The sequence below is a fragment of the Tessaracoccus pujii genome (assembly GCF_055326215.1).
Map to the genome: position 1 here is coordinate 349709 of NZ_JBUZNP010000001.1, position 14144 is coordinate 363852.

General features: G+C 71.5%; 8 protein-coding genes. 5 read left to right on the forward strand and 3 right to left on the reverse strand.

Annotated features, from left to right (window positions below):
- Window positions 1-55: 55 nt before the first annotated feature.
- From ACZK5N_RS01515 to ACZK5N_RS01530, 4 genes are all read left to right on the forward strand, one after another.
- Window positions 56-1540 (forward strand): cytochrome ubiquinol oxidase subunit I, encoded by a 1485-nt coding sequence (locus ACZK5N_RS01515; RefSeq protein ID WP_459018126.1) that lies wholly within the window; start codon window positions 56-58, stop codon window positions 1538-1540.
- A gap of 13 nt (window positions 1541-1553) precedes the next feature.
- Window positions 1554-2630, forward strand: a complete 1077-nt coding sequence (gene cydB / locus ACZK5N_RS01520; protein WP_459018127.1) for a cytochrome d ubiquinol oxidase subunit II — start codon at window positions 1554-1556, stop codon at window positions 2628-2630.
- Window positions 2631-2664: 34 nt separating this feature from the next.
- A complete protein-coding gene (gene cydD, locus ACZK5N_RS01525; RefSeq protein WP_459018128.1) occupies window positions 2665-6075 on the forward strand; it encodes a thiol reductant ABC exporter subunit CydD in 3411 nt (1136 codons plus the stop codon).
- 127 nt (window positions 6076-6202) lie between these two features.
- Window positions 6203-7708 carry a molybdopterin-dependent oxidoreductase gene (locus ACZK5N_RS01530; protein ID WP_459018130.1) on the forward strand — a complete coding sequence of 502 codons (1506 nt, stop codon included), beginning with the start codon at window positions 6203-6205 and terminating at the stop codon, window positions 7706-7708.
- A 12-nt stretch (window positions 7709-7720) separates the two neighbouring features.
- Here ACZK5N_RS01530 and ACZK5N_RS01535 read toward each other — a convergent pair whose 3' ends face one another.
- Window positions 7721-8791 carry a glycerate kinase gene (locus ACZK5N_RS01535; protein WP_459018132.1) on the reverse strand — a complete coding sequence of 357 codons (1071 nt, stop codon included), beginning with the start codon at window positions 8789-8791 and terminating at the stop codon, window positions 7721-7723.
- A 53-nt stretch (window positions 8792-8844) separates the two neighbouring features.
- Between ACZK5N_RS01535 and ACZK5N_RS01540 the strand changes: the two genes are divergently transcribed.
- On the forward strand, window positions 8845-10116 hold the full coding sequence (locus ACZK5N_RS01540; protein WP_459018134.1) for a glycosyltransferase: 1272 nt from the start codon (window positions 8845-8847) through the stop codon (window positions 10114-10116).
- 144 nt (window positions 10117-10260) lie between these two features.
- Here ACZK5N_RS01540 and fumC read toward each other — a convergent pair whose 3' ends face one another.
- Window positions 10261-11649: a class II fumarate hydratase gene (gene fumC / locus ACZK5N_RS01545; protein ID WP_459018135.1), complete on the reverse strand. Its 1389-nt coding sequence runs from the start codon at window positions 11647-11649 to the stop codon at window positions 10261-10263.
- 211 nt (window positions 11650-11860) lie between these two features.
- Window positions 11861-14041, reverse strand: a complete 2181-nt coding sequence (locus ACZK5N_RS01550; RefSeq protein ID WP_458995293.1) for a heavy metal translocating P-type ATPase — start codon at window positions 14039-14041, stop codon at window positions 11861-11863.
- Between the last annotated feature and the right edge of the window lie 103 nt (window positions 14042-14144).

Sequence of the window (14144 nt, forward strand, 5' to 3'; positions counted from 1 at the left end):
ACCTCTCGGATGGACTTGGTTGTTGAATTACGACCCCCCGTAGTACGATCCGAGCATGGATGCTGTGAGCCTGGCACGGTGGCAATTCGGGATCACCACTGTTTACCACTTTCTCTTCGTCCCCATCACCATCGCGATGTCGATGCTGGTGGCGGTACTGCAGACAATCTGGGTGCGCACAGGCAAGGACGCCTACCTGCGGCTCACGAAGTTTTTCGGAAAGCTCTTCCTCATCAACTTCGCGCTCGGCGTGGTCACCGGCATCGTGCAGGAATTCCAGTTCGGCATGAACTGGTCCGAGTACTCCCGGTTCGTCGGTGACGTGTTCGGCGCCCCGCTCGCCCTCGAGGCGCTGTTGGCATTCTTCTTGGAATCCACCTTCATCGGGCTGTGGATCTTCGGCTGGGACAAGCTGCCGAAGAAGATCCACCTGATGACCATCTACATGGCGGCCATCGGCACGATGCTCTCCGCGGTGTTCATCCTCGCAGCCAACTCCTGGATGCAGAACCCCGTCGGCACCGTGTTCAACAACGGGCGCGCCGAGCTCGACGGTGTCGCCGGCTTCCTCGAGGTCCTCACCAACCCCGTGTTCCTCGTCACGTTCCCACACGTCATGGCGTCGTCGTACATGGTGGCCGGAGGCCTCATGGCCGGCATCGCCGGCTGGCACCTGGCCAGGATCAACCGGGACGGCGAGGCCAAGCCGGGCGACGCGGACACCTACCGGTTCGCCGTGCGCCTGGGCGCGTGGGTGCTGCTGGCCGCCTCCGTCGTCACGATCATCAGCGGCGACCTGCAGTCCAAGGCCATGACGCAGGTGCAGCCCATGAAGATGGCCGCGGCCGAGGCGCTGTTCAACACCGAGCGCAACGCGCCGTTCTCGATCGTCACCATCGGCAACCTCGACGGCACCGAGGAGGTCTGGGCCATCAAGGTGCCCGGCCTGCTCTCCATCCTGTCGGGCCACGAAGAGGTCAAGGGCATCAACGACCTGCGCGAGGAGTACACCACCGACGGCTTCCGGCAGTTCGACGGGACGCAGACCTCCATCCAGGAGCAGTACGCCGACGAACTCGCCGCCAACTACCCGGACATCGACCCGATGCCCATCGTCCCGGTGTCCTACTGGACCTTCCGGCTCATGATCGGCCTCGGCATGATGGGCATGGCCATCGGCGCGCTGACGCTGTGGGTGACCCGCAAGGACCGGCTGCCGAAGCCCGGACTGGTGTGGACCCTGCTGATGTTCGCCATGCCGCTGCTGCCGCTGTTCGCGATCTCGTTCGGATGGATCTTCACCGAGATGGGTCGCCAGCCGTGGATCGTCGCCGGAGTGATGCCGACGGCCGCCGGCGTGTCGCCGACCGCGAGCGTCGCGGAGGTGGCGTTCTCCATGATCGTGTACACGCTCATCTACGGCGGGCTCGCCGTGATCGAGGTGTGGCTGTTCCTCAAGTACGCGAAGGCGGGTCTGCCCGAGGTCGCGCCCGTCGAGGTCCAGACCGATGCCGACGCCCCGCTGACGTTCGCGTACTGAGAGAGACACCGAGATGACCACTCTGCTTGAAGCAACCGTCTCCGTCCCCGCGCTGCCCCTGGTGTGGTTCCTGCTCCTCACGGTGCTGTGGCTTGGCTACTTCTTCCTCGAGGGCTTCGACTACGGCGTCGCCATGTTGATCCCCGTCCTCGGGAGGAACGACAAGGACAAGCGCGTCATCGTCAACACCATCGGTCCCGTGTGGGACGGCAACGAGGTGTGGCTACTGACGGCCGGCGGCGCGATGTTCGCGGCCTTCCCCGGCTGGTACGCCTCGCTATTCTCCGGGCTCTACCTGCCGCTGCTCCTGGTGCTCGTCGGCCTCATCCTGCGCGGCGTGGCCTTCGAGTACCGCTCGAAGCACCCCGACAGCCGCTACCGGGCGATGCTGGACTGGTTCGCCATCGTCGGCTCGTTCCTGCCGTCGCTGGTGTTCGGCGTCGGGTTCGCCAACTTCGTCATCGGCCTCGCCAACGACGGCCTGCTGTGGAACGGCTCGTTCTGGGGGCTGTTCGGACCCTTCGCGCTGCTCGGCGGCGTGATGCTGGTGGTGCTGTTCCTGGTGCACGGCTCGGCGTTCATCGCGCTGAAGACCAAGGGCCACATCCACGAGCGCGCCGAGTCCTTCGGCTCCAAGGTGGGCTGGATCGCCACCGCGCTGGTCGCGCTGTTCGTGATCAGCCAGAACGTGTTCTACCCGGCCACCTCCGAGTTCGGCGACTTCTCCCTCATCGTGTGGGCCGTGGGCGTCATCTCGATCCTCGCCATCCTCGGCGCCACCGTGATGATCCGTAGCGGCCGCGACGGCTGGGGCTTCATTCTCACCGGCACCTCCGTCGTCACGCTGTTCGTCGGGATCTTCGTCAAGATGTACGGCAACCTGGGCTTCGCGCAGGACGAGGGGGTCGCCGTCGACGAGCGCCTCAACATCCTCAGCGCCGCGTCGTCGGACACCACGCTCACCATCATGACGTGGGCCGCGGTGATCTTCGTGCCGATCGTGCTGGGCTATCAGGCGTGGTCCTACTGGGTGTTCAGCCGCCGCATCTCGACGAAGAACATCCCCGACGAGGTGGTCGCGGCTCACTGAGGGAACCGTTGAGGGGCTGTGGGAGACTGGCCCGGTGGCAGGCCCGATCCATCCCAGACTCTTCCGCAGAGGCAGGGTCACGCGGTGGTTCATGGTGGCGACGGTGCTCGTCGGCCTCGCCACCGCCGTGCTGCTCATCGTCCAGGCCAGGGTCTTGGCGGACTGGATCACGCGCGCCTTCGATGCCCGGGCACTGCCGGTCGGCTGGCCCGGGGCGCTGGCCGCGCTGGCCGCCGTGTTCCTTGGCCGGGGGCTGCTCGCCTGGCTGAGTTCCACCCTGGCCCACCGCTCCGCGGCCGCCGTGAAGTCCCAGCTACGCCGCGACATCCTCGCCGCCCGCCTCGACACCCCCGTCGGCGCCACGTCGTCGGCCTCGCTGATCCGCATCGTCACGCAGGGCGTCGACGCGCTGGACGGCTACTTCTCCAAGTACCTGCCGCAGCTCGGCCTCGCCGCGACCGTCCCGTTCATCGTCGGCGGCGCGATCCTGCTGGCGGACTGGCCCTCGGCGATCATCGTCGCCTTCACGCTCCCGCTCATCCCGGTGTTCATGGCGCTCATCGGCTGGACCACGGAGAAGGCCACGCGGCGCAGCTTCGCGGTGGCGGACCGGTTGGCCAACCACTTCGCGGACCTCATCGCCGGGCTGCCAACCCTGCAGGCCTTCGCCCGGGCGCGGGCGCAGCGGCGCGGGGTGGAGCTGGGCGAGGAGCAGTACCGCGAGGCCACGATGAAGACGCTGGTCATCTCGTTCCTCTCGTCGTTCGCGCTGGAGCTGCTGGCCACGCTGTCGGTGGCGGTGGTCGCGGTGACGGTGGGGTTCCGGCTGGTCTACGGCGACGTCGACTTCACCACCGCACTCTTCGTCCTCATCCTCGCCCCGGAGGCCTTCCTGCCGGTGCGGCAGGTGGGCGTGCACTTCCACGACTCCGCCGACGGGGTGACCGCCGCCGACGCGGCGTTCGAGGTGATCGACGGCGCCTCGGCGCACGCCGGCACCGTGGCCGCGCCACGGGGAGGGGTACTGCGCCTCGACGACGTGGCCTACAGCTACCCGGGCGCGGCCACTCCCGCCGTGGAGGCCCTGACGGTCGAGGTGGCGCCCGGTGAGGTGGTTGCGTTGACCGGAGCCTCCGGCGGCGGCAAGTCGACGGCGTTGGCCATGGCGCTGGGGTTCCTGGCGCCGGCGTCGGGGCGGGTCTCCGTCGACGGCGTGGACCTGACGACGGTGAACCTCGCGTCGTGGCGGGCGCAGCTGGCGTGGGTGGCGCAGGAGCCGGGGATGTTGAACGGAACCGTGGGCCACAACGTCGCGCTGGGGTCGCCGGGTGCGACGGCCGAGGACGTAGGGCGCGCGCTGGCCGACGCCGGCGCGGACTTCGGGCCGGACAAGGCCGTCGGCGACGACGGCGAGGGCCTGTCCGCGGGCGAGCGTCGTCGCGTGGCGCTGGCACGGGCGCTGGTGCGGGTCCGTTCGGGCGCGCGGTTGCTGGTGCTCGACGAGCCCACCGCCGGGCTGGACGCCGAGACGGAAGCGCGGGTCATCGAGGCGGTGCGTGCCACCGGCGCAGGCGCGCTGATCGTGAGCCACCGGCCGGCCGTCCTGGCAGCGGCTGACCGGGTCGTCGTCGCGGCCGCCCCCGCCCCCACGCGTCCTGGCCCCACCGAGGGGGTGGCCCGCCCTGCCACGGTACCTGGGCGCCGCCCCGGGCCCGACGACGGAGGGGTTCGCCCGCGAAGCGGCGCGGGCCGTACCGACGGGTCGCCTCCGGCGGTCTGCCCGCCGGGCTCCCCCGCCAACCTCCTCCGCGACCTCCTGGCCTCCGTCCCCAGAGCCCGGTCCCGTTTCCTCCTCGCGATCCTTGTCGCCTCCCTGGCCTCCGCGTCGTCCGTGGCGCTCATGGGCGTGTCCGCGTGGCTCATCTCGTTCGCCGCGATGGCTCCCCCGGTCCTGTACCTGCAACCCGCCGCCGTGGGCGTGCGCGCGTTCGGCATCTCGCGCGGCGTGTTCCGCTACGTGGAGCGGCTCGTGGGCCACGATGTCGCCCTCCGTCTCCAGGGCGCGCTCCGCGTACGGCTCTACGACAAGCTGAGCGGCACCACGCTGATCGGGCGACGCCGCGGTGACCTGCTCACCCGCGTCGTGGCAGATGTCGCGGCCATCCAGGACCTCGTCGTGCGCGTGGTGATCCCGCTCGTCTCCGCCGCGACCGTCGTGCTGGCCGCGGTCCTCATCCTCGCGGTCGTCAACTGGCCCAGCGCCACCGCCCTGCTCGTCACGGCCCTGCTTGCCGGTGTCGTCCTCCCGCTGTGGACGCAGCGCGTGAGCCGTGGCGTGGACACGGCCGCCGTTCCCACGCGGGGGCGGCTGGCCGACGGGGTGCGCGAGCTGGCTCGCACGTCCGGGGATCTCGTGGCCTATGGAGCGCAGGGCCCCACGCTGAGCCGGCTGCTCGCCGTCGACGACGAGCTGCGCGCTCAGGAGGCGCACGGCGCCTGGATCCGGGGCGTGGCGACGGCGGGTCAGGTGGTGGCGGCCGGGGTCGCGGTGCTGGCGGCGCTGTGGTTCGGCACGGGCGCCGTCGCATCGGGCGAGCTCGACCCCCGGTTCCTGGCGGTCCTGGCGCTCACCCCCCTGGCGCTCCATGAGGTGCTGGCGACGTTCGCGCAGGCCGCGCAGACCTACACCCGCTCCCGGTCCGCGCTGGACCGGCTCGACGAGGTCCTGGCCGAGCCCGCCGTCGGCAGTGGAGACGCGGCGGCCGACGGCGACGGCGCGCCGGGGCTGGAGGTCACTGGTGTCGCGGTGGGGTGGCCGGGCGCCGGGCCGGTGCAGCACGGGGTGGACCTCGTTGTGGAGCCGGGGGAGCAGGTGGCCGTCGTCGGGCCCTCGGGTGTGGGGAAGACCACGCTGGCGGCCACGGTGATGGGCCTCATCCCGCCGCTGGCCGGCGAGGTGCGGCGCTGCGGCCGCGTGGGGTACCTGGCCCAGGACGCGCACATCTTCGCCACGACGGTCGCGGAGAACGTGCGGATCGGCAACCGCGACGCAACCGACGACGACATCCGCGCCGCCCTCGCCCGTGCCGGCCTGCAGATGGACCCGCAGCGGCGCATCGGCGAGGCGGGCATGACGCTGAGCGGCGGGGAGCGGCGGAGACTGGCATTGTCGCGGCTTCTGGTCGGCGCACCCGACCTCGTCATCCTCGACGAGCCCACCGAGCATCTGGACCGCGAGACGGCCACCGCGCTGATGGACGACGTGTGGCGCGAGTTCGCCGCGGTTCCGGTGCTGGTCCTCACGCACGACCCGGATCTGATCGCCCGCTGCACCCGCGTGCACACTCTGGCCGTCGCACCTGGCGAGCCTCCCGCTGCCGGTGTTGAGCCGGATCTGGATCTCGCGGGGCGTGGATCGTTCACATCGGGGCCGCTCGCGGGTTGAGCCTCGGATCAGGCTCGAGACACCCCGTCGAGAGCCGTGTCCGGCTCAAGACCAGTCAAGCAGAGCCGTGTCCGGCTCAACCCAAATGCCTGACCGCAGCCTTTGGCGCAGGGGGCACTATGGAGACATGCCAGAGCGAGGACGCCTGCCCGCCCTTGAGGGCCTGACTGCGGTAGCGGCCGGGCTGGGCGTGGGGCACGGCCTGTCGGCGCTCGTGTCGTCGGGCTCCTCTCCCCTCATCGCCGTCGCCAACCGGATCGTCGACCTGACCCCGACCCCGGTCAAGGAGTGGGCGGTCAGCACCTTGGGGACTGCGGACAAGGCCATCCTCCTCGCGGGTGTGGCCGCCGTCGTCGCATTGCTCGGCCTGGCCGTGGGCCGCCTCGCCACCCGCTCGCTGACAGGGGCGTGGGTGGCGGCCGGGGCGCTCGGGGCGCTGTGCCTGGTGGCCGCGCTCGCCGACCCTGAGGCCACGCCGCTCTGGGCCCTGCCGTCGGTGGCGGCGGTCGTGGTGGGCGGTGCTGTCCTCACCGCATTCCAGCGCGTCACCGCGGCGGCCGACGACGTGGCCCCGGCGGCCCTGAGCCGACGGCGGCTGCTGGTCGGCGCCGCCGGGGGCGGGGCGGCGCTGGTCGGGCTCGGCGCCGCAGAGCTCGTGCCCACCGTCGCGCCCGTGGGGCCACCCGTCCTGCCGGTGCCGCTGGACCCGCTCCCCGCCCGGGCCGCGGGACTGGAGTCGACGGTCGAGGGAGTGTCGCGGCTCTACACCCCCACACGCGAGTTCTACCGCATCGACACCTCGCTCAGCCCACCGAACCTCAGCTATCGCGAGTGGAGCCTGACGGTCGACGGCATGGTGGAGCGCCCGGTGACCCTGACCTGGGACCAGCTCGTGGCCATGGACGTGGTGGAGGCCGACATCACCATGTTGTGCGTCAGCAATCCGGTGGGAGGGGAGTACATCGGCGCCGCCAGATGGCTGGGCGTGCGGGTGGCCGACGTCCTGGCGCTGGCCCGCCCGGAGGCCGGCGCGGACATGGTGCTGAGCCGGTCGGTCGACGGGTTCACCATCTCCACCCCCCTCCAGGCGCTGACGGACGACCGGATGGCCCTGCTGGCCGTCGGCATGAACGGTGAGCCGCTCCCCCGCAACCACGGCGCGCCGGTGCGGCTCGTGACGCCCGGTTTGTACGGATACGTCGGATCGACGAAGTGGGTCACGGGCCTGACCGTCACCACCTTCGCCCGCGACAAGGCCTACTGGACCGTGCGGGGCTGGGGCGAGCGCGGGCCGGTCAAGCCGGCCAGCCGCATCGACGTGCCACGCCAGGGGGCCGCGGTGCCCGCCGGCCGCGTCGCCGTTGCCGGCGTGGCATGGGCGCAGGGGATCGGCATCTCGAGGATCGAGGTCCGCGTCGACGACGAGCCCTGGCGCGAGGCGACCGAGGGACCGGACGCGGGCGTCGACATGTGGCGTCAGTGGACCTATCCCTGGGACGCGAGCCCGGGCGAACACCTCCTCGCCGTGCGGGTGGTGGACGCCACCGGCACCCCGCAGCTGCCCGGTCCGGCCGATCCGTTCCCCGACGGCGCCGAGGGATACCACCAGATCAGCGTCACCGTGGAGGCATGAGGCGGCCCTGCGTCAGGAAGCGACCTGCGCAGCCAGCGCGCGACCCGCCTCCTCCGCGACCGCCGCCGCGTCCGTCAGCGCCCGCTCCCCCGCCAGGTCCCACAGCGACACGGCGCCTGCGAGCCCGTCGACGGGGGCGTCCAGGCGCCCGGCGATCACCGCGACCCTCGCGTCCCCGGCCAGCTCACGCACCACGGAGACCACCTTGCCGCCCGCGGACTGGCTGTCGAAGCGGCCCTCGCCCGTGATCACCAGGTCCGCGCCGACGAGCGCGTCGACCAGCCCCACAGCCTCCGCGACCGCGCGCGCGCCGGACTCCGTCGTCGCGCCCCACCGCTGCAGCGCGAACCCGGCACCACCGGCGGCCCCTGACCCCGGCGCCTCGACGTCGCCGCCCAGCAGCTCCGCGAAGCGCCCGACGTTGACCTCGAGCTCGTCGACGATCTCACCTCCGCCCTTCTGCGGACCGAACACCGCCGCCGCACCCAGGGGGCCGAGCAGCGGATTCGTCACGTCCGACAGGACCACCGCGCCGTCGGCCGGGGGCGGCACGATCACCGACAGGTCGACCGACGCCACCCGCGGCAGCGCCCCGTTGCCGGGCGAGGTGACCTCGCGCCCCGCGTCGTCGAGCAACCGCGCCCCGAGCGCCACCAGCAGCCCCGCGCCGGCGTCGGTGGAGGCGCTCCCGCCGATGGCCAGCAGCAGCCGCGACACCCCGGCCTCGATCGCCGCCCGCACCGCCATGCCGAACCCGGTGGTATGCGCGCCGCGGGGATCGAGCGGATCCAGGCCCTCGATCCCGCACGTCGCCGCCAGCTCGACGACCCCCGTCCCGTCGGGCAGCCGCAGCCACGACGCTTCCCGCGCGCGCCCCACCGCGTCCACCACCCGCACCGGCATCCGCTCGGCACCTGGCACCGCGGCGAACGCCTCCAGCGTGCCCTCCCCGCCGTCGGCCATGGGATGGAGTGCGACGGTGTCGCGCGGGCGGACGTGCAGCCAGCCGGCGGCGATCCGTGCGGCCGCCTCCGCCGCGGTCAGCGTCCCCTTGAACGAATCGGGCGCGATCACAACGTGCATGGCCGGAAGCCTAGAGGGCCGACGGCGCCGCGGTGAGCCGATAGAGTGACCGGGTGACCTCTCCCGCCGCCGAGCCTGGCCGCCGCCTCAAGGTGGCCCAGTTCACGGACAACTACGGGCCTGGCAGTAACGGGCTCATGTTCGCCGTGCAGCAGCTCGAGGGCAATCTCCTGGACGCCGGCCACGAGGTGATCGTCGTGGCCCCGGAGACCAGGAGCCCCAACCCGCACCACGGCCGCCCCGGCCGCACGGAGATCCGGCTGCCCTCGGTCCGGGTGCCGAAGATGCCCACGCGCGTGGCCAACGGCCGCCACTTCGAGCGCACCATCGATCAGATCGCCGAGATGCGCCCGGACGTCCTCCACGTGCACGGGTTCGGCACCGTCGGCCTCCTCGGCACGTGGGCCGCGCGCCGCCTGGGCATTCCGATGATGATGACCTGGCATACAGACTTCGACGCCTACGCGGACCACTACTCCGCCGTCCTCCCCCTGCTGACCGGGGTGCTGCGGGCCTTCGCGCGGATCACCAAAGGCCAGTTCGTCAGCGCGGAGGACATCCGGCTCGCGGAGATCCGCTACGAGGACCGCGGCCGGTCCACCGCGTCGCTGCTGAGCGTCTGCGAGAAGATGCTGGAGACGGCCACCCTCATCACCACGCCGTCGCCCAAGACGGCCAAGCGCCTCCGTCTCATCACGCCCGACGCCAACATCCTCGTGGTGCCCAACGGGGTGGACCCGCTCCCGCCCGGCCCGCCGCCGTTCCCCCACCCCGACGGTCCACTGGTGCTGTACGCCGGGCGGATCGCGCCGGAGAAGGGCATCCCGCTGCTCGCTGAGGCGTTCAACCTGGTGCACGCGCAACGCCCGGATGCCCGGCTATGCGTCGTGGGGGACTGGGAGCGCTACACGCGCATCAAGAAGGTGCTGGCCGAGGGCAAGGCGGCCGGGAAGATCATCCTCCCGGGTGAGCAGAAGCGCGACGCGCTGGGTGCCTACTACGGCATGGCGGACGTGTTCGCGTTCCCCAGCCTCACCGACACCCAGGCGCTGGTGCTGCACGAGGCCGCCCTGGCCGGGCTGCCGATCGTGAGCGTGGACCATGAGCTGCAGCTGGTGATCGAGCCGGGGGTCAACGGCGAGATCACGCGCCCCACCGCCGCGTCGCTGGCCGCCGGGCTCATGCGCGTCATCGACCGGCTCCCCGACGAGGCCTGGCGCGCGCGCGCCTCTGCACGCTCCGTCGAGCTGGCGTCGCAGTGGACGATCGAGTCCCAGGCGGCCGAACTGCTGAGGCTGTACGCCGAGGTCGCGGCCACCCGCTGAGGCGCGAGGGCGGCCTCCACACTCGCACCCCGCACGCTCCCACCCGCGCCTCACCGTGCACGACACGCCGCGACACTCGCACTTCGAGCCCCTCCATGCGCCCGAAGTGCGGAAAGGCCGTCTATTCGTGCACGACGGCGATCCCTACGGCCCGGTCATGTCCCCCGGGACGACCCACGCGTCGAAGTCCTCGCCGGTCAGCCCGTTGGCCAGCGCCGACTCCCGCAGCGACGTGCCCTCCTTGTGCGCCTGCTTGGCGATCTTGGCAGCCTTGTCGTAGCCGATGTGCCGGTTCAGGGCCGTGACCAGCATCAGGTTGGTCTCCAGGTTCTGCTGGATCCGCGGCAGGTTGGGCTCGATCCCGACGGCGCAGTGCTCGGTGAACGACAGGGCCCCGTCGGCCAGCAGCCGGATGGACTCCAGCACGGCGTGCGCCATCACCGGCTTGAACACGTTGAGCTGGAAGTTGCCCTGGCTACCCGCGAAGCCGACGGCGGCGTCGTTGCCGAACACCCTCGCCACCACCATGGTGAGCGCCTCCGACTGGGTGGGGTTGACCTTGCCGGGCATGATCGAGCTGCCGGGCTCGTTCTCCGGGATGTTCAGCTCCCCGATGCCGTTGCGCGGGCCGCTGGCGTACCACCGGACGTCGTTGGCGATCTTCATGAGCGCGTCGGCCAGCACCCTCAGCTCCCCGCTGACCTCCACGAGCGAGTCATGGGCGCTGAGGGCCGCGAACAGGTTCTCGGCCTGCCGGAACTCCAGCCCGGTCTCCGCGGTGATCTTTTCGGCGGCCAGGCGCCCGAAGTCGGGGTGCGCGTTCAGCCCTGTGCCGACGGCGGTGCCGCCGATCGCCAGGTCCCGCGCCCGGCCGTCGGCGTGGCGCACGCCCTCGACGGCGAAGTCCAGCTGCGCCACCCAGCCGCCGAAGACCTGGCCCAGTCGCACCGGAGTGGCGTCCTGCAGGTGGGTGCGGCCCACCATGATCACGTCGTCGTACTGCCCCGCCTTGGCCGCCAGCACGTCGCGGAGCCGGGCGATGGCCGGATAGAGCCGCTCGTTCAGCTCCGTCACAACCGCGATGTGCATGGCGGTGGGGAAGGTGTCGTTGGAGGACTGGCCCCGGTTGACGTCGTCGTTGGGGTGCACGGGCGTCTTCGAGCCGCGCACTCCCCCGGCCAGCTCGATGGCGCGGTTGGAGATGACCTCGTTGGAGTTCATGTTGGACTGGGTGCCGGAGCCGGTCTGGAACACCACCAGCGGGAAGTGGTCGTCGAGGCGGCCGGCGATCACGTCGTCGGCGGCCTGCGCGATGAGCTCTGCCCGGTCCGCGGGGAGCTCACCCAGCTCGGCGTTGGCCTGCGCCGCGGCCTTCTTCAGCACGCCGAGGGCGCGGATCATGGCGCGTCCCCAGACGAAGGTGTCGCGGCCGATGTCGAAGTTGTGCAGGCTGCGCTGCGTCTGCGCGCCCCAGTAGCGGTCGTCGTCGACCGGGACCTCGCCCATGGAGTCGGTTTCAATGCGGGTGCTCATGGGCCCAACCTACCCGCGCCGGTGGTGCGTCACGGCACAAAAAAGAGCCCGACCGCTGCCCTTGGGGGGGCGGCAGCGGTCGGGCGGTCTTTGGTGACACCATCGGGTGTCGCGCTAACAGTACCCGATCCGGGGCCTCTCGCGCGCGCTCCCGGTACTGGGTTTTCGGGGTCCTTGACCCTTTCTTGACGCGGGATGACAACACCCCCAGTCAGCGGGCCTTGACCCCCCGGAATCCCTTCAACCGAAGGCTGTTCAGGACCACGAAGACGCTCGAGAAGGCCATGGCCGCGCCGGCGATGATGGGGGTCAGCATCCCCAGCGCCGCCAGGGGGATGGCGGCGGTGTTGTAGCCGAACGCCCACACCAGGTTGGACTTGATGGTGCGCAGCGTGGCCCGCGACAGCCTCACCGCGTCGACGGCGGCCATGAGGTCGTGCCGCATGAGCGTGATGTCGCCCGCCGCGATCGCGGCGTCGGTCCCGGTGCCCATCGCGATCCCCAGGTCCGCCTGCGCGATGGCCGCCGCGTCGTTGACGCCGTCACCCACCATGGCCACCTGCCGGCCCGCGGCCTGCAGTTCCTTGATCGCCGCGACCTTGCCCTCCGGAGTCACCCCCGCCCGCACGTCGTCGATGCCCACCTGGGCGGCCACCGCGCGGGCGGTGCGCTCGTTGTCCCCGGACAGCAGCACCGGATGCAGGCCCAGCGCCTTGAGCTCGCGGATGGCCGCGGCTGCGGACTCCTTGACGGTGTCGCCCACGATGATCCGGCCGAGGATGCGCTGCTCATCGGCCACCTCCACGACGCTGCCCACTTGGCCTGCCTCCCCTGCCATCGGGGCCAGCCCGAGGTCCGCCATGAAGGCGGCGGAGCCGGCGAAGACCGCACGCCCGTCCACCACGCCGCGCACCCCGCGCCCGGGCACGTTGACGAAGTCCGTCACAGCCCCCGGCCGCTCCACCTCGGCGACGATGGCCTGGGCGATCGGGTGCTCCGAGCCGGACTCGACGGCGGCGGCGAGCTCCAGTAGCTCCTCGCGGGTGACGCCGTCGGCCGGCTCGACACCGGCCACGGACATCTGCCCGCTGGTGAGCGTGCCGGTCTTGTCGAAGACCACCGTCTCCACCCGGCGGGCGCGCTCCAGCACCTGCGGCCCGCGGATCACGGTGCCGAGCTGGGCGCCGCGGCCGGTGCCCACCATCAGAGCCGACGGCGTGGCCAGGCCCAGCGCGCACGGGCAGGCGATGATCAGCACGGCGATGGCCGCCGACAGCGACATCGTCACCCCGTTGCCCACCAGCAGGTGGCCGGCGAGCGTGAGCGCGGCGATCACCAGCACGATCGGCACGAAGATGCCGGAGACCTTGTCCGCGAGGCGCTGCACCTCGGCCTTGCCGGTCTGCGCCTCCTCCACCATGGCCGCGATCCTCGCCAGCTGCGACTGGGCGCCGACGGCGGTGGCGCGCACCACCAGCCGCCCCGTCGTGTTGACCGATCCGCCCACCACGGATGCCCCGGGCTCCACCTCCACCGGCAGCGACTCGCCGGTCATGATCGAGGCGTCGACGGCGGAGCGCCCCTCCACCACCTCGCCGTCGGCCGCGACCTTCTCGCCCGGCCGCACCACGATCAGGTCCCCCACGCGAAGGGTCTTGACGTCCACTAGGCGTTCGCCGCCGTCGACGACGACGGTGGCCTGCTTGGCGCCCACCTCCAGCAGCGCGCGCAGCGCCGCCCCCGACTCGGTCTTGGCGCGGGCCTCGATCCATCGGCCCAGGAGGAGGAAGGAGATGATGGTGACGGCGGCCTCGAAGTAGATGAATCCGCGGGCGTCCTGCCGGCTGAGGCTGAGCGAGAACTCGTGCGTCATCCCGATCATGCCGGCGTGGCCGAAGACCATCGCGTAGAGGGACCACGCGTAGGCGGTGAGCGTGCCCATCGAGACCAGCGTGTCCATGGTGGTGGTGCCGTGGCGGGCGTTGGTCCACGCGGCCTGGTGGAAGCCGCGGCCCAGCCACAGGACCACGACGCTCGAGAGCACCAGCGCCACCCACTGCCATGCGGGGAACTGGAGGGCCGGCACCATGGAGACCACCACCACCGGCACGCTGAGCGCGAAGGACCACAGCACCCGCGGCTTGAGCGCGGCCGCCTCGTCGGCCTTCTCCGCCTCCGGGACCGGCAGCGTGGCGCCATAACCCGCCTGAGCCACCACTTCCATGAGCCGCTGCGCGGTGATGCCCGTGGGCGCCTCGACGGTGGCCCGCTCCGTGGAGTAGTTGACGGTGGCGGTGACGCCGTCGACCTTGTTGAGCTTCTTCTCGATCCGGGCCGCGCAGGAGGCGCAGGTCATGCCCTGGATGTCGAGCTGGATGGTGGAACCGGCCATGGCAGGCCCTTTCCGGATTCAGGGCGCGAAGGTACGCGCGGACACGGTGAAGGTGATGGGGCGCCGACGGCGGCGCTCAGGCGGGCGGGATGGACCCGCCGGC

Bases quoted from the DNA above. Each gene is read 5' to 3' on its own strand.
- ACZK5N_RS01550 (WP_458995293.1), bottom strand. From the start codon at position 14,041: ATGGCCGGTTCCACCATCCAGCTCGACATCCAGGGCATGACCTGCGCC.
- ACZK5N_RS01515 (WP_459018126.1), top strand. From the start codon at position 56: ATGGATGCTGTGAGCCTGGCACGGTGGCAATTCGGGATCACCACTGTT.
- fumC (WP_459018135.1), bottom strand. From the start codon at position 11,649: ATGAGCACCCGCATTGAAACCGACTCCATGGGCGAGGTCCCGGTCGAC.
- ACZK5N_RS01535 (WP_459018132.1), bottom strand. From the start codon at position 8,791: ATGCACGTTGTGATCGCGCCCGATTCGTTCAAGGGGACGCTGACCGCG.
- cydB (WP_459018127.1), top strand. From the start codon at position 1,554: ATGACCACTCTGCTTGAAGCAACCGTCTCCGTCCCCGCGCTGCCCCTG.
- ACZK5N_RS01530 (WP_459018130.1), top strand. From the start codon at position 6,203: ATGCCAGAGCGAGGACGCCTGCCCGCCCTTGAGGGCCTGACTGCGGTA.